The organism is Wolbachia endosymbiont of Drosophila mauritiana, from assembly GCF_004795975.1.
GTDB lineage: Bacteria > Pseudomonadota > Alphaproteobacteria > Rickettsiales > Anaplasmataceae > Wolbachia.
The window spans coordinates 972,583-997,520 of record NZ_CP034335.1 but is presented as its reverse complement, the minus strand read 5'-3'; the positions used below and the strand labels follow the sequence as shown (position 1 = coordinate 997,520).

At 33.8% G+C, this 24,938-nt stretch carries 19 protein-coding genes, 1 tRNA gene and 2 pseudogenes; 15 read left to right on the top strand and 7 right to left on the bottom strand.

The window, feature by feature from the left end:
* Positions 1 to 191 precede the first annotated feature (191 nt).
* Positions 192 to 263 (top strand) — tRNA-Asn (locus EJB00_RS04800).
* Here EJB00_RS04800 and EJB00_RS04795 read toward each other — a convergent pair.
* Positions 225 to 1,082: a leucine-rich repeat domain-containing protein gene (locus EJB00_RS04795; RefSeq protein WP_225416321.1), complete on the bottom strand. Its 858-nt coding sequence runs from the start codon at positions 1,080 to 1,082 to the stop codon at positions 225 to 227. The two genes, EJB00_RS04800 and EJB00_RS04795, sit on opposite strands and share 39 nt — an antisense overlap.
* Before the next feature lie 195 nt (positions 1,083 to 1,277).
* On the opposite strand from EJB00_RS04795, the gene gpmI reads away from it, so the two are divergent.
* Entirely contained in the window at positions 1,278 to 2,774 is a 1,497-nt protein-coding gene (gene gpmI / locus EJB00_RS04790; protein WP_015587842.1) for a 2,3-bisphosphoglycerate-independent phosphoglycerate mutase, read from the top strand.
* A 494-nt stretch (positions 2,775 to 3,268) separates the two neighbouring features.
* Here the strand turns inward: gpmI and fabD are convergent, their stop codons facing one another.
* A complete protein-coding gene (fabD, locus tag EJB00_RS04785) occupies positions 3,269 to 4,234 on the bottom strand; it encodes an ACP S-malonyltransferase (RefSeq protein ID WP_015587841.1) in 966 nt (321 codons plus the stop codon).
* A 125-nt stretch (positions 4,235 to 4,359) separates the two neighbouring features.
* Here fabD and rpmE point away from each other — a divergent pair, with 125 nt between their 5' ends.
* The 11 genes and pseudogenes from rpmE (at position 4,360) to EJB00_RS04730 (ending at position 17,290) form a co-directional block, all read left to right on the top strand.
* Positions 4,360 to 4,572: a 50S ribosomal protein L31 gene (gene rpmE / locus EJB00_RS04780; protein ID WP_015587840.1), complete on the top strand. Its 213-nt coding sequence runs from the start codon at positions 4,360 to 4,362 to the stop codon at positions 4,570 to 4,572.
* A 21-nt stretch (positions 4,573 to 4,593) separates the two neighbouring features.
* A pseudogene (locus EJB00_RS04775) lies at positions 4,594 to 4,995 on the top strand (NAD(+)/NADH kinase); the annotation flags it as partial.
* A 267-nt stretch (positions 4,996 to 5,262) separates the two neighbouring features.
* A complete protein-coding gene (locus EJB00_RS04770; RefSeq protein WP_135352712.1) occupies positions 5,263 to 6,282 on the top strand; it encodes an IS110 family RNA-guided transposase in 1,020 nt (339 codons plus the stop codon).
* 6 nt (positions 6,283 to 6,288) lie between these two features.
* A pseudogene (locus tag EJB00_RS04765) lies at positions 6,289 to 6,678 on the top strand (diacylglycerol kinase catalytic domain-containing protein); the annotation flags it as partial.
* A 91-nt stretch (positions 6,679 to 6,769) separates the two neighbouring features.
* Positions 6,770 to 8,227: a hypothetical protein gene (locus EJB00_RS04760; protein ID WP_015587838.1), complete on the top strand. Its 1,458-nt coding sequence runs from the start codon at positions 6,770 to 6,772 to the stop codon at positions 8,225 to 8,227.
* A gap of 89 nt (positions 8,228 to 8,316) precedes the next feature.
* Positions 8,317 to 9,333, top strand: a complete 1,017-nt coding sequence (locus EJB00_RS04755; protein WP_135352795.1) for an extracellular solute-binding protein — start codon at positions 8,317 to 8,319, stop codon at positions 9,331 to 9,333.
* An 80-nt stretch (positions 9,334 to 9,413) separates the two neighbouring features.
* Entirely contained in the window at positions 9,414 to 10,301 is an 888-nt protein-coding gene (locus tag EJB00_RS04750) for an aspartate carbamoyltransferase catalytic subunit (protein WP_135352794.1), read from the top strand.
* A 680-nt stretch (positions 10,302 to 10,981) separates the two neighbouring features.
* A complete protein-coding gene (locus EJB00_RS04745) occupies positions 10,982 to 12,016 on the top strand; it encodes an ankyrin repeat domain-containing protein (RefSeq protein ID WP_135352793.1) in 1,035 nt (344 codons plus the stop codon).
* Positions 12,000 to 13,766, top strand: coding sequence for a pentapeptide repeat-containing protein (locus EJB00_RS04740; protein ID WP_015587834.1), 1,767 nt, complete (start codon positions 12,000 to 12,002; stop codon positions 13,764 to 13,766). The genes EJB00_RS04745 and EJB00_RS04740 overlap by 17 nt, the downstream gene beginning before the upstream one ends.
* Positions 13,767 to 13,800: 34 nt before the next feature.
* Positions 13,801 to 14,409 carry a guanylate kinase gene (gene gmk, locus EJB00_RS04735; RefSeq protein WP_015587833.1) on the top strand — a complete coding sequence of 203 codons (609 nt, stop codon included), beginning with the start codon at positions 13,801 to 13,803 and terminating at the stop codon, positions 14,407 to 14,409.
* A gap of 244 nt (positions 14,410 to 14,653) precedes the next feature.
* The gene (locus tag EJB00_RS04730) at positions 14,654 to 17,290 is read left to right on the top strand and encodes an ankyrin repeat domain-containing protein (RefSeq protein WP_135352792.1); all 2,637 of its coding nucleotides are present in this window, start codon (positions 14,654 to 14,656) and stop codon (positions 17,288 to 17,290) included.
* On the opposite strand, the gene sdhA is transcribed toward EJB00_RS04730, so the two are convergent.
* The gene (gene sdhA / locus EJB00_RS04725) at positions 17,262 to 19,061 is read right to left on the bottom strand and encodes a succinate dehydrogenase flavoprotein subunit (RefSeq protein ID WP_015587831.1); all 1,800 of its coding nucleotides are present in this window, start codon (positions 19,059 to 19,061) and stop codon (positions 17,262 to 17,264) included. The two genes, EJB00_RS04730 and sdhA, sit on opposite strands and share 29 nt — an antisense overlap.
* A gap of 288 nt (positions 19,062 to 19,349) precedes the next feature.
* The gene (locus EJB00_RS04715; RefSeq protein WP_015587830.1) at positions 19,350 to 19,760 is read right to left on the bottom strand and encodes a zinc-ribbon domain-containing protein; all 411 of its coding nucleotides are present in this window, start codon (positions 19,758 to 19,760) and stop codon (positions 19,350 to 19,352) included.
* Between the two features lie 38 nt (positions 19,761 to 19,798).
* On the opposite strand from EJB00_RS04715, the gene dapD reads away from it, so the two are divergent.
* On the top strand, positions 19,799 to 20,641 hold the full coding sequence (gene dapD / locus EJB00_RS04710) for a 2,3,4,5-tetrahydropyridine-2,6-dicarboxylate N-succinyltransferase (RefSeq protein ID WP_015587829.1): 843 nt from the start codon (positions 19,799 to 19,801) through the stop codon (positions 20,639 to 20,641).
* Between the two features lie 10 nt (positions 20,642 to 20,651).
* Here the strand turns inward: dapD and EJB00_RS04705 are convergent, their stop codons facing one another.
* Together EJB00_RS04705 and EJB00_RS04700 are read right to left on the bottom strand one after the other, a co-directional pair.
* The gene (locus EJB00_RS04705; RefSeq protein ID WP_108784050.1) at positions 20,652 to 20,933 is read right to left on the bottom strand and encodes a DUF2610 domain-containing protein; all 282 of its coding nucleotides are present in this window, start codon (positions 20,931 to 20,933) and stop codon (positions 20,652 to 20,654) included.
* Positions 20,934 to 21,305, bottom strand: coding sequence for a hypothetical protein (locus EJB00_RS04700; protein WP_135352791.1), 372 nt, complete (start codon positions 21,303 to 21,305; stop codon positions 20,934 to 20,936).
* 95 nt (positions 21,306 to 21,400) lie between these two features.
* Between EJB00_RS04700 and EJB00_RS04695 the strand changes: the two genes are divergently transcribed.
* On the top strand, positions 21,401 to 22,429 hold the full coding sequence (locus tag EJB00_RS04695; RefSeq protein WP_135352790.1) for a class I SAM-dependent methyltransferase: 1,029 nt from the start codon (positions 21,401 to 21,403) through the stop codon (positions 22,427 to 22,429).
* Between the two features lie 940 nt (positions 22,430 to 23,369).
* On the opposite strand, the gene EJB00_RS04685 is transcribed toward EJB00_RS04695, so the two are convergent.
* Positions 23,370 to 24,710: an ankyrin repeat domain-containing protein gene (locus EJB00_RS04685; RefSeq protein WP_135352789.1), complete on the bottom strand. Its 1,341-nt coding sequence runs from the start codon at positions 24,708 to 24,710 to the stop codon at positions 23,370 to 23,372.
* Positions 24,711 to 24,938: the final 228 nt, after the last annotated feature.

Sequence of the window (24,938 nt, the reverse complement as noted above, 5' to 3'; positions counted from 1 at the left end):
TCTTTTAAACGTGAACAGAATCGTCAAGGTATTATGCAAATAGGGGTAGAGAAGACTTAACTGTCAAATGAGCATATCAGGTAATAAAAACTGGATTACAGCTCCATGCTCTGGAATGATATCTAGGTTTAAAGTCCACATAAAAATCATTTACAATCTACGTTCAATATGATAAGTTGAAAACAGTTTATTCCTCGGTAGCTCAGTGGTAGAGCAGTTGGCTGTTAACCAATTGGTCGCTGGTTCGAATCCGGCCCGGGGAGCACTATTTTATACAATCTGTACATTTCACCTTTAGCCCAAAATTCACTACCTTTTTTGTCTCTTAAACAGACAAAACGTGTGAAGTTATATAGGTTAAAGCCTTTACTATCAAAATGCAAAGATGCCTGCACCTCACTTAGCTTGCTATCTGGCTCCTCTACTATTTTTCTTTTATTACATTTCCTTCTTAATTCAGGTAGAAAATTTTTAGGCAACGTGCTATCAATACTGCAATAATTAAAAATAAGCGAAGTAAGACGTACCAAATTTCCACTCGTCAAAGTTTGTGCACCTCTGTAATTAATGCTGTTATCATATACTTTAAGTGTAACAAGATTTGTAAGATTTCCACTCGCTAAAGCTTCCGCACCTTTGTCACTGATTTCATTAAATCCTAAACTAAGTAAAGTAAGATTTGTAAGATTTCCACTCGCTAAAGCTTTCGCACCTCTATCGCCAATTTTATTATCGTATAATTTAAGCTCACCAAGGCTTGGAAAATTCCCGCTTGCTAAAGCCTCTGTACCTTCATCACCAATTTCGTTTCCTCCTAAATCAAGTGAAGTAAGATTTGTAAGATTTCCGCTTGCTAAAACCTTTGCACCTTCTGTACCAACATAACTGCAACTTAGATCAAGTGAAGTAAGATGAGAAAGCTGAGCTAATTCTTTTATAACCTCATAATTAATTTTTGAACATCGTAAAATAAGCTTTGTAATGTTTGTATTGCTTTTTAAAAAGTTTACTAATCTATAAACATTAATTATAGAACCTGATGTTGCTAAAGTATTATCCTTTACATATTGGCTAGAGCTCATTTAACCTCACTATTAAAGCTATACAAGTGTTTTAGTAAACACTTCAGCAACTGTCAATCACTTTAATAAAATATTTTATGAAAAACTTCATATACCATTGCCTCCAAGCAGCTTTTTCTATCTCTTATTTTAACACAAAAGTTGTGAGAAGAGTTTGTTTTTGGTACCATTGAGGGTTTCGATGTTAACTTTTATATGAACTTTAAATCAGTCGTTTTATGTATACTAGATGGCTGGGGTAATGGAATAGAAAATAGTAAATACAATGCTATTAGCAATTCAAATCCACCTTGTTGGCAACATATTAGCTCTAATTATCCAAAGTGCAGTTTATCTGCCTGTGGAACTGATGTTGGATTACCAGAAGACCAGATAGGCAATTCAGAAGTTGGTCACATGAATATTGGTAGCGGTAGAGTGGTAATGCAAAGCCTTCAGCGTATTAATCAAGCAATCGAAACGATAGAAAATAATGCAAATCTACAGAATTTTATTAATGATCTAAAAAGTAAGAATGGCATATGCCATATAATGGGATTGATATCAGATGGCGGTGTTCATTCACATCAAAAGCACATTTCATCTTTAGCAAACAAGATATCACAACGCGGAATTAAAGTTGTAATACACGCATTTTTAGATGGCAGAGACACACTGCCAAATTCAGGGAAAAGATGCATTCAAGAATTTACAGAAAGCATAAAGGAAAATGATATAAGAATCGCCACTGTCTCTGGGCGTTATTACGCTATGGACCGTGATAATAGGTGGGAAAGAACAATTGAAGCTTATGAAGCCATCGCATTTGCAAAGGCGCCTCGTTATGATGATGCAGTATCGCTTATTGATGAAAATTATCAAAATAACATAACTGATGAATTTATCAGGCCTGCAATAATAGGCGATTATCAAGGTATCAAACCAGAAGATGGATTGCTATTGGCTAACTTTCGTGCTGACCGAATGATACAATTGGCAAGTATTTTGCTAGGCAAAACGAACTACATAGAAGTAGCAAAATTCTCATCAATTTTAAGTATGATGCAATACAAAGCAGACTTAAAAATTCCCTGTCTTTTTCCTCCTGAATCTTTTGCCAACACTTTGGGACAGATAATAGAAGACAATAAATTACGGCAACTGCGCATTGCTGAAACTGAGAAATACGCGCATGTGACTTTCTTTTTTAATTGCGGAAGAGAAGAACCTTTTTCCGGTGAAGAAAGAATACTAATTCCTTCACCAAAAGTTAAAACTTATGATTTGCAGCCTGAAATGTCAGCCTTTGAGCTCACAGAAGAACTTGTAAAAAAAATTCATTCTCAAGAATTTGCGCTGATAGTTGTAAACTACGCTAACCCTGATATGGTAGGACATACAGGTAACATAAAAGCAGCTGAGCAAGCTGTGCTCGCTGTAGATGATTGCCTTGCAAAAGTACTCAACGTTGTCAAAGAAGTGGGTAACACTGCACTCATTATTACAGCAGACCATGGCAATGTAGAATGTATGTTCGATGAAGAAAATAATACACCTCACACAGCACACACTCTAAATAAAGTTCCATTCATTATATCTTGTGACAATTTAAAACTAAGAGATGGAAAATTATCTGACATTGCTCCCACTATTTTACAGCTACTTGGGCTCAAAAGGCCAAACGAGATGACAGGTAGTTCGTTGATTGTATAATTTTTCGTATTACTCTCTATTCACAACTGTTGTAGTTTGAGACACCGGAAGGGTGCTATTCAAACAGCCCCTTGTCGTTTAGATAGCCCATTCGGTGTCATCTCAGTGCTTGACACTGGCTTCTTGATTCCTGGATTTCAGCGTCAAGAGCTGATCATCTTTGTTCATCTAAAAAGTAGCAGATTTATGACGGCAGTGCCCAAAGGTGTCATTCAGTAGCACCTTGTCGTTCCAGTAGCTCTTTCGGTATTATTCAAGTAGCCTATTCGGTGTCATCCCAGTGCTTGAAACTGAGACCCAGGAATTTTATTAAATTTACGAGTATAAAAGTAGCTGCTTTATGTTAAATACAACGTTTTGATGATTATGAAAAACCAGTGTCAAGCACTGGAATGACATCTCCCTACAGATAATGTTCGTACAGTTGTAACTGGAATAACACCATCATAAAGGAACTAGTGTTAGCTACTTGAATGATATTAAATAGATATGCTTTAACTTAACCCAACTTTTAAATTTTCCGCTGTCAACATTAATGACTCATTAAAGAAGTTATCAGCATCACTAATACTACCTATGCTTTTTGTATTGATAGATTGGTCAATTCTTTTAACTAAATTGGATAGAACTTTATTAGGCCCAATTTCAACGAATTTATTAGTGCCACGGCTTGTCATATGTAAAATCATTTCTCTCCACCTCACTCTGCTTATGACTTGCTTAGCGAGCAAAGCTCTTATGATCTCTGGATCACTTTCTTTCTTAGCTGTAACGTTTGATACAAAAGGAATCGAAGGGCGAGTTATGTTGATGCTTTTTAAAAATTCCAGAAGTTTTTCATCAGCAGGTTTCATAAAAGATGAGTGAAAAGGCCCACTAACTTGTAATCTAATCATTTTCTTCACACTCGAATTTTTAAACAAATCAGGTAACACCTCAAGAGCTTCTGCAGTACCACTCACCACTACCTGCCCACCACCATTATCGTTTGCAATTTCACAATCAATTTGAGCTGATTTTAATATACCTTCTACTTCACTTATTTCTGCTCCAAGTAGAGCAACCATTCCACCTTTGCATTTCAGCGAGGCTTCATGCATTGCTTCGCTACGAACTTTTAGTAATTTAACTGCAGACTCAAGCGTCAATGCCCCTGCAGCACAAAGCGCTGTATACTCGCCAACTGAATGCCCACAAACATACTGAACGCTGTAAAGAGATTCACCAAATACGTGCTTCATAACACGCAGCGTTGCAATTGACACTGCCATTATAGCTGGCTGAGCGTTTTCCGTGATGGTTAAATTCTCAATAGGACCATTGAAAATCAAATGAGACAGCTTTCTACCCAATATGTCATCTACTTCATCAAATACGTTCCTTGCAACTGAAAATTCATCATATAAGCTCTTTCCCATTCCTACAAATTGGGAGCCCTGACCAGGAAAAGCAAAAATCATAAAAATTTTTTCATTCTTCATTGAGAATACTACTTTATTTATTTTTTGTCAATATTTCACAATAATGATTGACCAAATGAACCAGATTCACTAAAATTTTAGCTGGTAAGAAATTTGTAAGAACAATGGCAAAAATCGATTATCACAAAGTCACTATAGTTATGACAGATGGTCAAGAGTTTGAAACCTATTCCACTTATGGAAAAGAAGGTCAAAGAATAAAGCTTGATAGAGATCCTCTTACTCATCCTGCATGGACTGGAAGTTTGACAAGCGGTTCAGGGGAGAAGGATAGTAAAATAGCTAAGTTTAATGATAAATACGGGAGTCTTTTTTAGTTCCTCCCCTCTTTATTTAACATGTATAAATATAAAAATGTAGGCTATATTGCTTCTTCACTACCCAAGTCTCAGGAAGTATCTAAACTACTACAGGAGCTTAATTTTATCAATATAGCAGAAGCAAGTAAGCCTGAAGTTGATTTGCTGATAGTTGTTGGTGGTGATGGTTTTATGCTACGCACCCTGCACGACTACGTCATAGGAAATAAAGATACACATGTGTATGGAATAAATACCGGCAACGTCGGGTTTTTAATGAATAAATGTTTTAAAGATCCAATTGATCATATAGAACATGCAGTCCCTACTCAGCTAACTTTACTAAAAATGGAAGCCACAGACATAAGTGGCAAAAAACACCATTACATAGCAGTAAATGAAGTGTATGTCTTTAGAAATGCAAATCAAATAGTAGAGATGGTATGAATAAGTATTGCTTGGTTGTAAGCAAGAGAAGATAATAACTTCTCAGAGTGGACTAGGTGGCAGGTTGGATATTTTTCTGAAGCACTTTCTGCTCTTATATGAAGAATAGAAAGAAGACTTCGTAGGAGAGATTAACTGCCCCTGCCACCGAAAATCATCGTGAGGCTCACAAAATGTGATGTGATGACCTCGTATAGGAGTTTGGAACAACTGGCAATATTCTACTCTGATATATTGAAATATGCAATTGGAGGAAAAAATATGCGTCACATTGGAGTTGATTTACATACCAATAGTTTTACTGCTTGTTACTTACAGGAAGGGAAACCTGAGCATATTCAAACGTTTCGCTTAAAAGACTTGGATAATTTCACCAAAGATCTTCAAGAAACAGATGAAGTAGCCATAGAAGCAACAGGTAATAGCTGTTTCTTTTATGATGCAGTTTCACCTTACGTTAAATGCATAGTAATAATTGCTCCTGGGCAGTTTGAAGTTGTTCGTCGCTCTGTGAACAAAACAGATAAGCATGATGCACGAGCTATTGCTTTCTTTCTCAGCAAAGATATGTTGCCTGAGGCAAGGTGCAAAAACAAACAATGCCAGCAGTTAGCTTCTCTTCTTCAAACGAGAGATCAGTTAGTAAAGTCACGGGTATCTTTAATCAATAAAGTTCATGGTCTTTTTAATTACCATGGAATAAAAATTAAAAAAGAAGTACTTACAACTAAAGTAGGATTTGAACGTGCTACTCAAAAGCATAATTGGGATCCTTTAGAAAAAGTTGAAATTGAAGTGATTAGCTATCATTTAGAAGCTATCCGAGAAAGCCTTAAAAAGCTTGAAAAGGAAATTATAGCTTTCGCTAAACAACTTCCTGGGTTCAGCAATCTTATCAGCATAAAGGGAATAGGTCCAATTTCTGCAGCTGTTTTTATTGTAACAATTGGAGACATTAATGATTTCCGTAGACCTGAGAAACTTACTGCATATTTTGGAGTTGTACCAAGAGTTTCTCAATCTAATCAGCAATGTACAATTGGAAGAATTACCAAACGAGGGTCAAAAATAGCGCGTACTTCTTTAGTTCAATGTACTTGGATTGCTGTACGTTACAGTCCTTACTTGAAAAGCTTTTATGAACATATAAAAAAGAAGCGTGGTTCTGCTAAGGCTATAACTGCTACTGCTAGAAAATTTCTTATAACTATTTTCTACACTCTTAAAAATAACTGGGTTTTTAAAGATTTTACAAAATTTGAAATTTCTATTGGACAATAATCATAGGAGATGAATATTACCATTAATGATAAGCTAAAAGTAGAAAAATTCAGAGGGGATGGCATAATATTGTCTACTCCCACAGGCAGCACTGCATATAACTTCTCTGCCGGCGGGCCAATCTTACCACTTAATTCAAATTTATTTGCACTTACTTCCATAAATAGTTACTACCCAAGGCATTGGAATGGAGCGCTAATCTCAAATGATACAATAGTGCAAATTGATATCAATGATGTGAAAAATCGTCCAGCACTTGTAGTATCAGATTATAAAGAATTTCACGATATATCGCAGGTAAAAATACAGAAAGATCACGAAAATACAGTCACTCTACTTTTTGACAAAGATTGCCCTTTGAATGAAAGGATCTTTGATCAGCAGTTCTTATATTAAATTCTCCATACTTATTCTTAAATTAGTATTCACTATATCTTAATAACTATAGTGTAATCCACATAACATTGTAATTAATTTTGGAGTGAGTATGCCTGAATCAGGAAATAAAGATAACGTCACAACAATTTCTTATACACCAGTGAGTGAAAATGATGCAGCAACTTCACCAACACCAACTCCCAGAACAAGTACTCCAAAACAAGATGGCAAAAACACAAATTCATTTGAAGAAGCAGAAGAAGCTACCTCGAATAAGCCATCACCTATTCTACCAACTAATCAAGCTTCACAACTTTATGAAATATCACCTACTCTTCCACCGAGAAATCCAGATTCACAACTTGATATATCACAAAGCCCAAATAGATTAGAAGAACCTCCTTATGCAGTTATAAATAAAAGTAAAAAAACTCCAGAAGATAGTTCTAAAGCTGATAATGAAACAAATAGTCAATATCCAACTCTAAGCAGATCACCTTCTGAAGGGACAATATATAGTCCACCTTGGGATAGTAATAAAACATTAGAAAGTTTAACACAATCATTCAGCAACAACTTTGATAATCAAGATACACACCCAACTCCTCCGCCATCATATAAGACAGATGGCTCTGAACAGCCTTTAATTTCAAATAGTAAATCTGATATGGACAGAGATATAATTTTAAAGAACAAAAAAATAAACAGATTCTTGCCCAAAGCGCAATATGCCATGCAGCAGAAAGGCGTTGTAATTTTTGGTGCGGCCGCTATCGTGCTTGGCACATCTACAGCTTTAGTATATTTACAAGATAAAGCAAAATTTATTGCGTTCTTTACAAACAGTCCGCTCTATACCATCGTACCGATTATTGCAGTTGCTTCATTGTTTGCAATTAGCCCAATGCTGCTTGGAATAAAACAGTTTGTAAATACCAAAGAATATCAAACTCAAGGAAAAAATGCAGATGAAGTTTTAGACAATGTTTTTAGACACCAGCCAGAAGGTAAAGTTATAAAGTCTGTAAGGCTGAAGTATAGCAACGGCACTCATTCAAATTTTGTGCTTAATGCTTGGGAATCTAAAAAAGGCTTCGTCAATATTGATGAAAAAGTAATCAGTAAAACTAATAAAATAGAGTCCGTAATTAATAATAGGCCACTATTTACTGCATTATTAACTGGTGTAGTTGCTGCAAATATAGCGCTCCCTTCATTTCTTTATGCAGAAGGTGGTGTTAATAATATACAAACATTTTACCAAAACCCTTTGACCAATAATATAAGATTATTACCACTTATAGGCTTAGGTATATTTGCATTACTAGCTGTGTATCTTGGCGTGCATTACTATAGAAAAACAAATTGCACTAATCTTGTATATTCTGAAGAAACGATTGATCCCCAAAATATTAACGAGAAATTCATTGAGGAAATAAAACAAGAAAGAACAAACGTTCTTGGAGAAAATCATAGCAAAGATGCTAAACGCAGCAGTTTAACGCTTGAGCAGGTTGTAGTTCAATCTCACAATTGTAAGGATGCTATCTATAGTATAAGTGAATGAAATAAATCTCCTACAATGTCCATTGATTGGAATTTTTATACTTGCTAAGGCCTCGCTATTTGAGTACCTTAAGCTAAAGGGGTTTGTTTATGAAAAAAGCTTTAGTATTTATACCTTTAGTGGCATTTATATTGATAGTCGTTAATTTTTTATATAAAAATAGCGGAACTGATGATTCACAAGTAGTAAACGTTTATTCATCACGTAAAGAAGAATTAGTACATAGTTTATTTGATGAATTTACAAAAAATACCGGTATCAAGGTACGTTATATCATTGACGATTATTCTCAATTGCTTTCACGCATGGAAAATGGTGGTGAAGCTGATTTGTTTTTAACTGCAGATGCGGTAAATTTGATTTTAGCGAAAAAAAGAGGGCTCTTATCTCGAGTGGATTCAGAGACTCTAAAAAATTCCATACCTGCAAAATTTAGAGATAATGAAGATTATTGGTTTGGTCTAACAAAAAGAGCTAGAATATTGGTTTATAATAAAGAATCAGTAGATCCTAAGGAATTAAGTACTTATGAAGATTTAGCGGATGAAAAATGGAAAGGGAAAATATTAGTACGCTCTTCCACAAGTCCATATAACCGATCATTGATCGCTTTTATGATTGCAAAAAATGGTTTTGAAAAAACAAAAGAATGGGTGAGTGGAATTGTAAGCAACATGGCAAGAAAACCAAGCGGTGGTGATACAGATCAAATTTATGCTGTAGCCGCTGGTGAAGGCAATGTTGCAATAGTAAACAGCTACTACTTTGCAAGAATCCTTTCATCAGAAAATAAAAAGAATATCACAGAAAAGTTAGGAGCTTTCTTTCCTAATGATGGTGTAATGGTGAATCTTAGTGGTGCAGCAGTAACAAAAAACGCAAAAAATAGAGAAAATGCTATAGCTTTATTGGAATTTTTTGTAAGTAAAAAAGCTCAAGAATTATATGCTAAAAAAAATCAAGAATATCCCATTGTTGAAGGTATTGAAACTTCTGATGTATTAAAATCTTGGGGGAATTATCCACAAAATGATCTACCTATAAGTGAGCTTGAAAAGCACCTCTTTGAGGCTGTTATGATAGCAGATGAATGTAAGTGGAAATAAAATTTTATAGCTTCCTTCTACTTTACTTTACAGTTGTGTAATTGAAATTAAGAAAGTAGAATAAGCTCAAAAAAGGAGCTATGGACAAGAGAAGGAATTTATTAAATATCTCAGACCTCACAATCGGTGATGTAGAAAATATAACTAAATTAGCCAACCAATACCTTGAAGAAAAAGTTGAAAATAGTCATGTTCTGAAAAATAAAATAGTCATAAACCTATTCTTTGAAGATTCAACACGTACGCTCGCATCTTTTGAAATAGCAGCAAAAAGCCTTGGAGCAAATGTTATAACTTTACCAATAAAATCTTCTTCTATTAACAAAGGGGAAGATCTAAAAGATATGATAAAAACACTAAATGCAATGAACCCTGACTCTATAATAACCAGGCATAAAAGTAGTGGTATCATTAATACACTGACAAAGTATGTTAACTGCTCGCTAATCAACGCAGGCGATGGAAGCAGTGAACATCCAACTCAAGCTCTTGCAGATTATCTTGTAATTATCAATTATAAAAAGCAAATAAAAAACCTCAAAATTGTGATATGTGGAGATATTTTGCACAGTAGAGTTGCAAGATCAAATATAAGATTGCTAAAAATGTTTGGAGCAAAAATAAGCTTAATTGCACCACCAGCTTTGATGTGTAAGCATTTTTCTGAAGTAGATTCACTTCATTATTCATTAACTGAAGGTATAAAGAATGCTGATGTAATTATGCTCTTGAGGTTGCAGAAAGAGCGCATGAATAATAATTCTTCAGAAAAAGAATATTTTCATTTGTATGGACTTGATGCACAAAAACTATCGCATGCAAAACCCGATGCAATTGTTATGCACCCAGGACCAATAAACAGAGGTATTGAGATTAGCAATGATATAGCAGATTGTGTTATTTTACAGCAAGTAAAGTTTGGATTAGCAACGCGTAAGGCAGTACTGCACTATTTAATAAATGTTTAACTTTAATTAATTTTAAGGAATTTTAGACATAATGATCCTCCTATAAAAAACGATTTAGAAAAATATAACACACCTCATGACAGAAATTAAGTATGCACTGAAGTAGACTGTGCTATATTTTTTTATTGAGAGATTAGTTGAAAAGTCTGCAGACTTGAATAAGGTGAGTTTCGAGCTCTAAAATACCCTCATTTTCACTAATAATAATCAAACTACAAAATGTGTCAAGTAATTTATATCCGTTCAGCAGAGTGAGAGAATCAGGTAGACGAGAAAAGAAAACTATAGGGTCAATGCGTGACACTAAAGTCCAGAAAATTTAATTTCAAACCAGTACTTCCTCCTTTATCATTCCAGCGCGTGACCAGTTCTTATTACCTGGTCAGTCCTCTGGATCCCAGTATCAAGTACTGGGATGACAAGAGAAATGGAATAACATTATGAAGGTGTAATTCCAGCGCGTGACGCTGGAATCCAGAAAAAAGCCAGTGTCAACTACTCAAATGACAATTTAAGGTAAAACCTAAATGAATGGGGAAAACTTTGATATTCAGTCTTTGCAAAATTACACTCGTATAGAAAAGGTAATACAAATGTTTTTTATAAATAAAACCCTAAGGTATTTTTTACTGTAGATTAATCATTTGATTATAGTATCATTTTAATTAATCATAATATTTATGAAGAATACTTTATATTTCATACTATTAGTTGCTATATTTTTATCATCTAACCTGTTTGCTATAGAGCAACCTGAAGAAAATATAAATCAAGAAAACGTATCGAAAAGCGATACTGATGCTGAAAAAACTTCTCCGCTTCTGAGCGAACTAAAAGAAAGCACAGACTCAACAAATGTAGTCGAAATACCTTCCAGCGAGCCAAAAGAAAGCACAACCCAAAATGTAATCAATGAAGAAGTAGCTTCAAGTAATGAAAATATACAAACAAACCTACAGCCTGAAGAGGGGACTAATATAAAAGATACCAAAGCTCTAACAAGTCCTTTATCAGAAGAAAAAAAAGAAGAACCTGAAGAGAAGAAAATCAGTCACAATAATCAAACAAACCTACAGCCTAAAGAGGAGATTAGCAAAAAAGACACCGAACCTTCAACAAGCCAATTAACAGAGAAAAAGAAAGAAGAACAGCCTGACAATATAACACCTGTGAACAAAGAAAATGAAGAAAGCGAAAAATGGACAAAGCTAAACAAAGAAATAAAAAAAGAATGGAACCATAAAAGCAAGTCTATATATAAAAGACAATATGATAGCCTAAATGAGCACCTTCCTAAAACTATATTTACTGATGATTACAGTAAGCAATTTTTTTACTGCATCAAGAAGGGCAACTTAATTTGTCTAAGAGGAGTAATAAATAAGCTAGAAAAAATTGGATTAACAATTCAAGAAATACTAAGATTTAGAAATAAATTGGGTGATACTCCTCTAATTTATGCAGTGAAACAAGGTCAAATAGACACAGTTCGCTTTCTCTTATTACAAGGTGCTGATCCTAGAGTAGTTGATAATAATTTTAAGTCCCCTATTGACATAGCAATTGAGAAAAAGCAGATCGATATAATAAATGCAATTGCTGAAATGATGCCATACCTTTTAGAGGATAAAGAAATAAACAATGAAGAAGACTCAGAGATGTATAACTTTGCTATAAAAACAAAAGAAAGTACCTGCGATGCAAAAGATAATTAGACTTTTGATATTAATTTTAGTTGGTCATTTATGCTATGGAGATGATGCAATCAATGATTTTTTAAGTGCTCTGCACGATGTAAAATACGTATCTTACAATACAAAAGATTTTGCTAAATTTTTAGTACAGTGCAACAAAGCAGGCATACCACAAGATTTTAAGAAAGGTTTTGGTCCTAATTTAAATGGTGCTAATTTTAGTCAATTGTATTTAAGCAAATCTATTTTTGATGGAGTAAGTTTAATTGGTGCCGATTTTTCTAACACCGATTTATCAGATGTGTCTTTTATCGATGTTGATTTGCGTGGTGCTAATTTTTCCAATGCTAATTTACATGGCGTTAAAATAAAAGGCACAAATTTAAGTTTTTCAAAATTTGCTTCTACAAGTTTAACAGATATCATATTTGATCAGTCTAATATCAGTTATGCTGATTTTATCAATTCTAATCTCAACAAAGTAAGTATGCGTAATATAATTGGTTTGCATGCAAAATTCTTGAATGTAAAAATGAATTTCTCCAATTTATCACACTCAAGTGCCAGCTACATAAATTTTAGTGATAGTGAAATAAACGATACTGTTATGCAGAAGAATAATTTCGACAATGCAAGTTTCTTTGGAGTGGATGCACACAAGCTCAAGATACAATTTTCTTCACTAAAAAATGCTAACATATATGGCGCAGAAATAAAAAAATCGGATTTTACAGGTAGCAATCTTTCAAGCGCTTCTCTTAACTCTTCCATTATAGTTGATAGTAATTTCGAAAAAGCCAATTTAATCAATTCACAAATTTCCTATGTGAAAGGGAATAATTCAAACTTCATTAAATCTATACTAAATGGTTCCAAGATAAAACATGCATATGTTTTCGAAGCAGACCTTCAGGATGCTGATTTATCTAATATTGATTTTAGTTTTAGTGAATTGTATAAAGTTAATACCTATAACGCTAACATTTGTCATGGAAAGTTTCATAATACTAAAGTTGTGAATTCTGACATGAGTGGTTCGTTCTTTGATCATTCATTGTTTACCTCTGCAAAAATAGAAGATTCAGATCTTTCTAGAACTTCAATTTATAAGACAAAAATTAAAGACTCTCAAATTTATAATAGTACTCTTTCCCACCATAATATGGATTCGAGTGAGATAGAAAATTCAATATTCTTCAAATTATTAGCTGATAATTCGAGCTGGTCTAAGTCAAAAGTCACTAATTCAAACTTTATTGAAAGTGATTTCAAATCCTCCGTGTTTTATGACAATGCCTTTAGAAAGACTAGTTTTTTTCTTAGCAATTTGAGTAATTCAACAGTGAGTGATGTCTCTTTCCTCTCTTCAAGCATATATAAAAGTTCAATTGCTGATATTCATTTAACAGATTGCAAATTTGATAATTCAATTATGATTGACAATCAGGGACAGAACAAAATTACAGGTCTAGAGAGTGCTATAACTTCAATTAAAGATCTGCAAGAGAAAATATCGCAGGGTGAAAAATTTGATGTAAATTATTCTTACTTTGAGTTTAAAGATATGAATTTAGAAAATGCTATTTTTTCTAATTCAATATTAAGCAGAGCAAAGTTTGTAAACGTTAATTTGAATAAGGCAAATCTTGAAAAAGCTGATTTACGTTATACTATTTTTGATAATTCCTCTCTTGTTGATGCCAATTTATCAAATTCTAATTTAGAAGGCTCTAGCCTTTTAAACTTTGACTCAAAAAATATAAAGTCTTAAAAAACTCTATAATGTACTTGTTAAATAAAGAAAAATGACCGTAAAAAATGAGGGCATACTACTGATTCTATCCTCTCCTTCTGGAGCTGGAAAAACTACTATATCAGAAAAATTACTTGAGCAATCAACTGATTTAGTTATGTCTATTTCTATGACTACACGCAAACCTCGTCCCGGTGAAGTAAATGGAAAAGACTATTTTTTCGTTACTGAAGAAAAGTTTCATGAACTATGTAAGGCTGGTCAAATGCTTGAATATGCTAAAGTTTTTGAGAATTTTTATGGTATACCAAAAGATTTTATAGAACAAAACCTGAGCAGTGGAATAAGCGTTTTACTGAATATAGATTGGCAAGGAGCATTCCATTTGTTTGAAATCTTAAGAGAAAAAGTTGTAAGTGTTTTTATACTTCCTCCCTCAATGGAAGAGCTTAGACTACGTTTACAAAAGCGTAATAGTGATGATGTAAGCGAAATAGAGCGGAGATTATCCGAAGCCCAAAAAGAGATAAGTAAAAGTAATAAATATGATTACGTCATAGTCAACGATGATCTTGATAAAAGCGTAGAAGAGATAAAATCAATACTAAGTAAAGAAATGCTTAAAAAATTAGAAGAAAAACCAAGTTTGAAAGATCTATAAAAACATTGGTTTACCTCTTTCAGCAGCACTCATGCTTCACAGTTTAGCCACATTTATTATTTTTTAAGATAAAATAGTTAAAATAGTAGACAAGTGCTAAAGTGGGGATTTGATTATGACAACAGATTTTCTAATAGAAACTAGTTTTCTGCCTTTTTACCTGTATTTTGACAACATCTAGCTCAATTTAAAAGTTTAATTCAATTCGTTAACGCAAAATAGCTTTTAATATTGAGGTTTTAATATGAGGATAGATCTAAGTGTGTTAGTTACTAAGGCAAACAAACTAGAATATATAAACAAAAATGAAAAACAAGAGCAAGATAAAAAAGACAAGCAATTGTATGACACTATAGAGAGAAAGGTAAAAAAAGAAAAACATAAGCATGAAAAAACAAGAAGTCGAGATGGAACACTCAAGGAATGCAAAAGGTTACTTAAGGAAGGTGCTAGCCCTGAAGTATTGATTAAATTAGAAGCATCACTTAGAGAACAGGAAAAATATTATAGATATTATATCCAGTGCTTCCTTCCAGTGCTAGGTGAAGTAGTAGAACGATCGAAAAGAATATCAAATGAAACAAAAAACCAAGTAATTTCTGAAATCACTAAAAGTTGTTTGAGTAGGTACAATGAACAAGACAGTGGCTACGGTAGCGATTTTGAAGATGAAATGAACGGAATATCAGATTCTGATAGCGATTTTGAAGATGAAGTAAACAGAATATCGGATTCTGATAATGACGTTCAATTACTAAATGCAATCCAAAATGGAAACAACAGGAAATTTAGAAAATATCTAAAAAATTGCACAAATATCAGTGGCATAACAGATGAAAAAGGAAATAATATTTTACACCTTATTGCATCGCTCAAAAAGAAACAAAAGCTTAAGTTTCTAGATACCTTGATAAAAATAGCTAACGAGAAAAATTTAGCACAACTTGTTGATAGTGAAAATCAAGAAGGAAAGACTCCTTTTCAGGTAGCACTAATTAACAAGATAATAAAAGGGAAACATGATTCTCACACAATCCAAGATAACGATAACACATTTAAGTTTCTTACAAAATTGCTAGAGTATGGAGCCAACTCTGACAATTTAGGATTATCTACAAAAGAATTACAATACTTAAAAGAAGAGCAAAAGACATACTATTGTGATTTCTTAGAAAAATTAGCAAAGTCAGTAAAGAAACCTGAATTAAAATCAGAAATAAGAACAAAAATTAAAGAAATTATACCACATACCATAAATACTCCGGATAGTAATGATAATTATCAACTACATTTAGCAATTAAAAATAAAGATGAGAAATCCTTTAAGGAGTTATTGCAAAAAGGAGCAGATATTAGCCTGAAAGATACAGATGGTAATAATGCTTTACATCTAATAGTTTTAGAATTAAAGCAAAAACGAAAGTTTGAATTTTCAAATATAATATTAAATGTAAGTAAGGAGGAAGAAAAAGAGCATCTTAAAGCACAGTTTAAAAAAGCTATAAATGCTGAAAATACAGCAAAACAAACACCTCTTTATTATTTATTCCAGCATATAAAAGAAAAAAATGAAGATCGATCATGTACAGATAAAAAATTTGAAAAAACAAATAGATATAAAGCCTTAGAGTTATTTCTCCAAAATGGTGCTGATATTACTGCTCAAGACAAAGAGGGTAATAATATTCTGCATCACATTGCTTTACTAAAAGGAGAGCAAAAAATTGCATGTTTGGAGTTAATTTCAGACAAAGATAGATTTAGTAATTCTGTAAATACTACCAACAGGGAAAGATTAACACCTCTACATCAGTTATTCCAGTATATAAAAGAAAAGAATGAGAATCGATCATGTACAGATAAAAAATTTGAAAAAACAAATAAATATAAAGCCTTAGAGTTATTTCTCCAAAATAGTGCAGACATTACTGCTCAAGACAAAGAGGGTAATAATGCTTTGCACTATATTGCTTCGCTAAAAGGAGAACAAAAGGTTGCATGTTTGGAGTTGATTTCCAGTTTAGTAAAAGAAAAAGAAATATCTGAAGATCAGTTAGGTAAGGCTATAAAGGCCATTAACGAAGAAGGACGAACACCGCTACAAGTATCACTAACAAAAAAAGCAGAAAAAGGCAACCACCTTTCGCAAATGAAAACAATTTTTGATCTAGGGAAAAAGTACGACAATACAACAAAGTTTTGTGCAAAGCTGCTAGAAATAGGTGCTGATTCCCGTTCTCTGAAACTAAAAGATCGAGAATTTCATACTGAAAAATATTATTGCACTTTACGTAATTTAGAAAATTACTCAAAAACTCCACAAGAAGGAAAGGTAAAAGCTAAAGAACTAAGGAAAAAACTTGAAAAAAAATATAACATTAGAACTTTTTCAAAAAAATGTCAGCATATTCTACACAAAACAGGAGATGGCCTCAAAGCTGCATGGAAATGCATTGATCCTGGCAGAAGAGCTAGCATATTGTTAGCAATTACAGTAGCAACTACTATTATTACAATGGTAACACTTTCTTGCTTCCAAGGACAAATTGCAATTGGAGCAGCGTTACCCATCATAGCTATAACAGGCATGGTCTGTCTGATAGTCACTTTGGGACTTAGCGGCATTAGGAAACATGTTAAAGAATTAACCAACGATCAGCAAACCAGTAAAGATAATCTCAAAACTGCAACACAACCTGAAAATGTTACTGAACAACAAAATTTAGCTAACAACTCAGCAGAGCAAGAAGTACAAAGATCGTCAAATCAATCGGAGCATACAGAAAGCCCAGCTACTCAAATGAGCTATGTATCAATACTACGTCAATTTATAAATAAACCAGATGGGTTGACTAATAAATTCTCTTTTCCGGGGCGATGAAATCAATCTCATCGCTCAGAGTTTTTTCAGCAACTTTTTTATAGTCAATTTCTACACTAACTTGGCTTTTCTCTTCTTTAAGCCATGCTATAGTATGCTTCATCCAGTTTTTATCATCACGTTCAGGGAAATCTTCACGAGCATGAGCACCTCTGCTTTCCTCGCGATTAGATGCGCATTCCATGGTAATAACTGCTTGTGGAATCATATTGGCAAGCTCCAGAGCTTCAACCAAATCACTATTCCATATCATACTACGATCTTCAACTGCAATGTTAGGCATCATTTTTGCTACTTCTTTTATAGCTTTTTTACCTTCCTCTAAAACTTCAGCAACACGGAATACCGATGCATATTTCTGCATAGTGTGCTGCATTTCACTTCGTATTTTTGCTACTTTGAACTCTCCAGAAGCAAATCGCATTTTATTAAATCTATCTACTATCAAGTCTGTGCAGTCTGAATGCAATTTTTTATGTGGTGTATCAGGTTTCAATTTTTCTTTTGCCCTAAGCGCGGCAGCTCTACCAAAAACCACAAGATCAAGAAGCGAGTTGGAACCTAGTCGATTTGCACCATGTACAGAAACACATGCTGCCTCTCCTATTGCAAATAATCCTTCTACCACTTCTTCTTTACCTTTTTGCAACGTGATCACTTCTCCATGATAGTTGGTTGGAATACCTCCCATGTTATAGTGAACAGTTGGAATAACAGGTATCGGATCTTTAGTAACATCAACTCCTGCAAAGGTCTTTGCTGTTTCACTAATACCTGGTAATCTGAGTTTGATCACTTCTGGATCAAGATGCGCTATATTCAAGTGCATGTAATCCTTATTCGGTCCAATTCCCCTTCCCTCTCTAATTTCAATTGTTATTGCTCGACTTACCACATCACGAGAAGCCAAATCTTTTGCCTTTGGTGCATAACGTTCCATAAACTTCTCACCCTGAGAATTAACGAGGTACCCACCTTCACCACGACATCCTTCCGTCATTAAACAACCTGAGCCATATATTCCTGTTGGATGAAATTGCACAAATTCCATATCTTCAAGTGGCAACCCAGCTCTTACCACCATGCCATTACCATCACCTGTGCAGGTGTGTGCACTTGTTGCAGAGAAATAAACACGTCCATAACCACCTGTTGCTATTACCACAGAATGTGCACGAAATCTATGCAACGTACCATCACACAGCGACCAAGCTATCACCCCACAGCATGTCCCTTTGTCCATAATCAAATCGATTACAAAATATTCAACAAAAAATTCAGCGTTAAATTTAAGACATTGCTGATATAGAGTATGAAGAATTGCATGCCCAGTTTTATCTGCTGCTGCACAAGTACGCTGAGCAGATTTTCCTTTACCAAAGTGAGTTGTCATTCCACCAAAGGCACGCTGATATATTTTTCCATCTTCCGTACGAGAAAAGGGTACACCAAAATTTTCAAGTTCAATCACAGCTTTTGCAGCATTTTTACACATATACTCTATTGCATCTTGATCGCCAAGCCAGTCTGAACCTTTTATTGTATCATATGCATGCCAGCGCCAGTCATCTTCAGCAATGTTGCTCAAAGCTGCACTAATTCCGCCTTGCGCTGCAACTGTATGACTTCGTGTAGGGAAAATTTTAGAAATGCAGGCAACTGAAAAATTAGTTGCAGCCATTCCAAGTGTTGCTCTAAGCCCCGCTCCCCCTGCACCTACTATTACCACATCATATTCATGTTCTATGATTTCGTATTCTGACTTATCCATATTCACTTATTTTATCATTACAGGCTTATAGTAGCACATAAGTAGGAAAAATCTATACTGGTTTTCCAAATGTAAGCTTCTGAAACAAACCTATAGTAAATAATGTCATAACAACCATAAGGTGTTATGAAAGTAGCTGACACTGGAATCCGACTTCTATTATACCAAACCATTTGATATGCTTATCCACAATCAAAATTCCTGGATCCCAGTGTCTGAGCACTGGGATAACACTATCATAGAGGAGTAAGTGTAGTTACTTGCATAACATTGATGACTTATGCCTATTTAATTAGATCTAAAATTAGATAGAAAAAGGTAATCTTGATAAAACTCATTTACAACAAGTTCTCTCGCACTTGAATTTTCCGTTTGCACTTTTTTGTATCCTAATTTATGGCTTATTGAATCTTTATATGCACTAACTGCTTTATATACCTTACTTACCTCTCCTGGAAAGATACCACCAACAATTATAACGCATAACCCTGCAACTGTTGCAAAAGCTAGAGTTAAACTTTGCCTCCAGTTAGCTTTTTTTTCTTGTATACCAGCAGGGCACAATTCACTTGACATTTCTTTTAGATACTCATGCCACATGTGATTGCAGTTTGTACATTTCACTTTTCTTCCAGATTCACCTATTTGCCCACGAGATACTAAGTAAGTTTTAGTACAATTATGACATTGTATTTTCATAGTGCTTGCGTATAAAATAATATAAATTTGATATCAATATGTATATAATAAATGAAAAATTTGCAACTAAAAAATTACAAGATGAGATAGAAAATATTTGGAAAGATAAAGAAAAACTTAACGACTATAATCTAAAACACGAAGCAAGATTAATAATCAAAGAGGTAATTGAGTTACTTGACAGTGGTAAAATTAGAGTAGCAGAAAAGCTATCAAGTGGAGAATGGATAGTACATAAGTGGATAAAGCAGTCAATATTATTACATTTTCTCACTGAGGAAAGCAAAATAATAGACAATACCAATTGCTGGTTTGACAAAATTGGTAGCAAGTTTAGTGAATGGAATGAGGAGAAATTTTACCAATCAAAAATTAGAGCAGTCCCTGGGTGTTTTGTCCGCCAATCTGCTTACATAGGTAAAAATGTTGTTCTAATGCCAAGCTTTATCAACGTTGGTGCATATATTGATTCTGGTACAATGATAGACACCTGGTCAACAATTGGTAGTTGTGCACAGATAGGAAAAAATTGCCATATTTCCGGGGGAGTGGGAATAGGCGGAGTTCTTGAACCTATTCAAGCTTCTCCGGTCATTATAGAGAATAACTGCTTCATTGGAGCACGAAGTGAGGTAACCGAAGGCGTCATAATAAGAGAAGGATCAGTCCTCAGTATGGGGGTGTTTATTGGAGCATCAACAAAAATTATTGATAGAGAAACGAGTAAACTATCTTACGGTGAAGTGCCACCTTATTCTGTAGTAGTGCCAGGATCCATTCCATCTAAAAATAACATTTCAACCTATTGTGCAGTTATAGTAAAAAAAGTAGACGAAAAAACGAGATCAAAGACCTCTATAAATGAAATATTGAGAGATTAAACTTATCTCACTACTTGTTATCACTTTTTTTATCATTGTTGCTAACTACAGTGATAGCATATGCACATAATTCTGAAAAAGAAATTCCGTTTTCTTGAGATAACTTGTGTAATTTTTGCAGACTTTCTTTGACTTTGTTAGGTATATTTCCTCCACGCTCCTTTGCAAGCCAGGAATCTTGATGGTGAATTGGATGAGTATCACCCTTTGGATCTCCTATGTATATTGCAAAAGGCGAATTTTGTCCTTTAAAATCACACTGTACAGTAAATTTTTTGATGGATGCAGTCATTTAAAGACCTCTACTTTTCTTTTTAATCGATTTTATAGCAGGTGGGAGAGATGGTTTTTTGATAAAATCTTGTCTATTGAGCATACTTTCTTTGCCTTCTAAAGCTCGAAGAACATCGGCTCTGCTTAGCTGTGACTCTTTCGCCATCCTCATTCCATGCTTTACCATAATATTAGCACATGCTAGTACTCTTTTGACCAATTCTAGATCACCATTCAGCATTTGAACCAACGCTTGAAACACCTCTGCTAAAGTTAATCCATCAGCACCTATAATTTTATTTTCTATAAAATTGACAACTTCTTCAAATTTATATTCAACACCATCATCTTGAGGTATAAGGATAACATAATCCGTATCTTGACTATTCATAACCAAAGCACTATCGCTTTTAAACTTATATTATATATATAAATACTCCACTATTTTATAGTATGGCACGCTATAGTTAAACATTTATTAATAATATGCTCACTTATATACACGAATTAATTGATAAAAGACAAGGGTCAATATCAATCAGTGATTTTATGAACTCTGCTCTATATCATAAAGAGTACGGCTATTACATGAATAAATTACCACTTGGCAAAGATGGTGACTTCATTACTGCACCTGAAATTAGTCAGCTATTTGGTGAAACAATTGCAGTGTGGATAATGAATACATGGGAAAAATTAGGAAAGCCATCAAAATTTTCTCTAGTTGAACTTGGACCAGGTAAAGGAACACTCATTCACGATATAATAAGAGTTACTAAAAAATACAGCTGTTTTTTTAGCTCAATGAACATTCACCTAGTTGAAATAAGTCCTCTTTTACAGAAAACACAAAAGGGAAAATTAAAGGGATTAGATATTAACTGGCACACAGATGTCAACAACTTACCAAATCAGCCAACTATTTTTCTTGCAAATGAGTTCTTTGATGCTCTTCCAATTGATCAGTTTGTTTATCGTGATGGGCAGTGGTATGAAAATAGAGTGATGAAACAAGATGATGGCAGTCTTTCATTGTCACTCCAGTGCTTAACCAGACCAAAAACTGGATTCCAGACTGGAATGACAGGGGGTTTCAATGGTGCGGTAGTAGAAGTATGCTTAACTGGAATTGAAATATTAAGAAAGCTTGAGAAGAAGATAGTCAATAATGGAGGAGCTGCTTTGATCATAGATTATGGCTATATATATCCTTCATACAAGAGCACTTTGCAATCGATAAGGCAGCATCAGTATGCTAATTTTCTTGAAAATATTGGTAACAGTGATATTACTGCACTTGTAAACTTTCAAGCGTTAAAAGATTCATTAAAATACTTAAATTGTGAGATTTTAACTCAAAGAGAATTTTTATATTTGTTTGGTATAAAGGAAAGAGCGCAAGCCTTAATGGAAAATGCAAGTAATGAACAGAAGAATAAGATCTTCAGTGAATTTTTAAGGTTAACTGAAAATATGGGTACTCTCTTTAAGGTAATGCTGATTCACCATTTGTAGTCTTGTATAGTTCTTATGTTAAACATACAAATACTAAAAAATTTACAGAATAAAAAAGGTAAAAGAAACGTATCTGTTCAGCAGAGTAGCAAAATAAGATAGATAGATAAGACTATCATAGGAACAAATAGGTGTCATGAAAGTAGCTGACACTGGCATGACAACAAAAAAGTTACTCAAATGACACCCTTTTGATGCACAATTTTTGGTGCATCACGTACTGATTTTCATCCAAGACGATGTCATGCAAGTAGCTGACACTGGCATCCAGCCTTTTCGCGCAAAAAACGTTGTAAAGTGTTTACCAACTTAGTTGGATCCCAGCTGGAATGACACTTGGTTATGCAAGAAATCTATTGTCAAAAAAAATTACTTCCGCATATTTTGAATCTGATTATAATGACAATTAGAGATATTTTAAGAGCTCAAAATCTATCTTTGTCTGCAGACTTTCAGTTAACCTTTCAATAAAAAACGTAGCGTATCTTTTTCAGCGTATACACACGTCTGTCATATGTGCGCTGCATTTTTTTTCTAATCTTTTTATACAGGAGGATTTTATGTCCAGAATTCCAGATACTTGACCTTTACTTTAGCTAATAACAGGCGCCTGTGATTTTTATAAAGAAAGTGTAGGAAATAACCAAAAACTGTTTCCAGGCATAAATTTGCCATTTATACCTAAAAAGTAATTATATTAGCATAATATTCATACTTATATGCCAATATTAATATTCTTTGAATGGAATACGAAATTAATGTTGAAAAAATATGTACCAAAAAATTTATGGGGGATCTATGCCGAAGCTCAAATTGCATGACACCATTTATTTTTATGGTTTTGTCTATTTTATTTTGCCACTCTGCTAAACAGATACATTTAATTCCATTTTTATCGAGCAGATAATTGTCATATATTAGCTTAGTTCTCCTGTTATACTTAAATATAAATCAGCATAGCCCTAATTTTTTTATATATTTTACTTCTTTCTCTATATTTAATAATAGGCTTGAAAATAAATGGTAAACCTATAATTGTTAAGCTTAGAGCTAGAATTGAAAGTACACAAAAGGCTTTGTGTTTACTATGTAGCTCTTTCAAGTAAAGCGTCAAAAACCTACAAAATTTTTTGTAATTTTCTTCAATGTTTTTTTTGCTATGAGCCTTGTCAATAAACATGTCTATTATAGTAGAATCTTTACTACACTTAATTGCCCCTTTTTCTATTAATAGCTGAGCTATATCAAAATAATCCTTTTGAATAGTAAGATGCAGAGGTGAAAAACCTTGTTGATCACAAATATTCATATTGGCTTTTACTGCTAACAACATTCTTACAATTTCTACATGGCCTTTTTTAGCTGCAAGTAGCAGAGGAGTTCTGTTGCATCTAGTGACGGCATTAACGTTTACCTTAAGCTCCAATAAGAACTTAACTGCTTTAGTATCACCATTATAGCTAGCTTTATGTAACCTGGTGTTACCGCTACAATCTTGGTCATCTGCTTCTATTCCCTTTGAAACAAGAAATGTTACCATTTGCCTATTATTATGCTTAATAGCGCAATCCAGTGCATCAAAACCATGTTTGTTTTTTGTGCAAACAAACTCTTTTAACCTAGCTTTTGCTTGCTTTACAATAAGCTTTACCAGTTGCATTTTGTTGTTATATGCTGCTAGAAAAAGCGTAGTATTATTTTCTGCATCTTTTGCTTCTATGTTTGCACCTTTCTTTATCAGATATTCTATAATCTCTGCTCTACTTTCATAATGTGTAGTACATTGATAAATGGTCAAAAATAAAGGAGTACGAAAGTTGTTATCTTCACATTCAAGATTTGCTCCGCTATCAATTAAAATCTGGACGCTCTTTTTAGAACCGTATAATGAAGCCATGTGAAGAGGAGTATAGCCTTCCTCAGCATCTTTTTCATTAATTTTTGCGCCTTTTGTTATTAAAAAATCCATTAATTCTGTGTCATCTTGTAGTGTAGCAAGGTGAAGTGGAGTAAATCCATTTTTATCTCTAGAATTAATTGTCAGTTGATTAACAAGAAGTTTAGCAATTTTTTTGTGTCCATGCATAATAGCATAATGCAGTGGATTTCTATTTTCGTTGTCCACAACATTAAAGTCAGCTTCGTGCTCTAATAATGATTTTACTCCAACTAAATCGCCTTCTTTTGTAAACTTATGTAAGAGAGTGACTCCGCTTATATCTTTTGAGTTAATATCAAATCCACTTTCTACCAATTGATATATGTCTTCCTCACACGCCATACCATTTTAATTAAACCCTTTTCGCATTAATAATACTCCCACTTAATTAAGTTTGAATGAATCTATAAGAGATATATCACAATTTATTGAAGTTACTAAATTCCGATATATTAAAGTCCACAATTTCCTGAATATAGAAATATTTATTTTTATACATTTGCCCTATTTCTTGTCATCCCAGTACATTCTTTTTTGTCATCCCCAAGTAGCCCCATTTCACACTACTGT

What these genes read in the sequence shown, in the direction of transcription:
- EJB00_RS04795 (WP_225416321.1), bottom strand. Translation starts at nt 1,082, where the DNA reads ATGAGCTCTAGCCAATATGTAAAGGATAATACTTTAGCAACATCAGGT.
- gpmI (WP_015587842.1), top strand. Translation starts at nt 1,278, where the DNA reads ATGAACTTTAAATCAGTCGTTTTATGTATACTAGATGGCTGGGGTAAT.
- fabD (WP_015587841.1), bottom strand. Translation starts at nt 4,234, where the DNA reads ATGATTTTTGCTTTTCCTGGTCAGGGCTCCCAATTTGTAGGAATGGGA.
- rpmE (WP_015587840.1), top strand. Translation starts at nt 4,360, where the DNA reads ATGGCAAAAATCGATTATCACAAAGTCACTATAGTTATGACAGATGGT.
- EJB00_RS04770 (WP_135352712.1), top strand. Translation starts at nt 5,263, where the DNA reads ATGCGTCACATTGGAGTTGATTTACATACCAATAGTTTTACTGCTTGT.
- EJB00_RS04760 (WP_015587838.1), top strand. Translation starts at nt 6,770, where the DNA reads ATGCCTGAATCAGGAAATAAAGATAACGTCACAACAATTTCTTATACA.
- EJB00_RS04755 (WP_135352795.1), top strand. Translation starts at nt 8,317, where the DNA reads ATGAAAAAAGCTTTAGTATTTATACCTTTAGTGGCATTTATATTGATA.
- EJB00_RS04750 (WP_135352794.1), top strand. Translation starts at nt 9,414, where the DNA reads ATGGACAAGAGAAGGAATTTATTAAATATCTCAGACCTCACAATCGGT.
- EJB00_RS04745 (WP_135352793.1), top strand. Translation starts at nt 10,982, where the DNA reads ATGAAGAATACTTTATATTTCATACTATTAGTTGCTATATTTTTATCA.
- EJB00_RS04740 (WP_015587834.1), top strand. Translation starts at nt 12,000, where the DNA reads ATGCAAAAGATAATTAGACTTTTGATATTAATTTTAGTTGGTCATTTA.
- gmk (WP_015587833.1), top strand. Translation starts at nt 13,801, where the DNA reads ATGACCGTAAAAAATGAGGGCATACTACTGATTCTATCCTCTCCTTCT.
- EJB00_RS04730 (WP_135352792.1), top strand. Translation starts at nt 14,654, where the DNA reads ATGAGGATAGATCTAAGTGTGTTAGTTACTAAGGCAAACAAACTAGAA.
- sdhA (WP_015587831.1), bottom strand. Translation starts at nt 19,061, where the DNA reads ATGGATAAGTCAGAATACGAAATCATAGAACATGAATATGATGTGGTA.
- EJB00_RS04715 (WP_015587830.1), bottom strand. Translation starts at nt 19,760, where the DNA reads ATGAAAATACAATGTCATAATTGTACTAAAACTTACTTAGTATCTCGT.
- dapD (WP_015587829.1), top strand. Translation starts at nt 19,799, where the DNA reads ATGTATATAATAAATGAAAAATTTGCAACTAAAAAATTACAAGATGAG.
- EJB00_RS04705 (WP_108784050.1), bottom strand. Translation starts at nt 20,933, where the DNA reads ATGACTGCATCCATCAAAAAATTTACTGTACAGTGTGATTTTAAAGGA.
- EJB00_RS04700 (WP_135352791.1), bottom strand. Translation starts at nt 21,305, where the DNA reads ATGAATAGTCAAGATACGGATTATGTTATCCTTATACCTCAAGATGAT.
- EJB00_RS04695 (WP_135352790.1), top strand. Translation starts at nt 21,401, where the DNA reads ATGCTCACTTATATACACGAATTAATTGATAAAAGACAAGGGTCAATA.
- EJB00_RS04685 (WP_135352789.1), bottom strand. Translation starts at nt 24,710, where the DNA reads ATGGCGTGTGAGGAAGACATATATCAATTGGTAGAAAGTGGATTTGAT.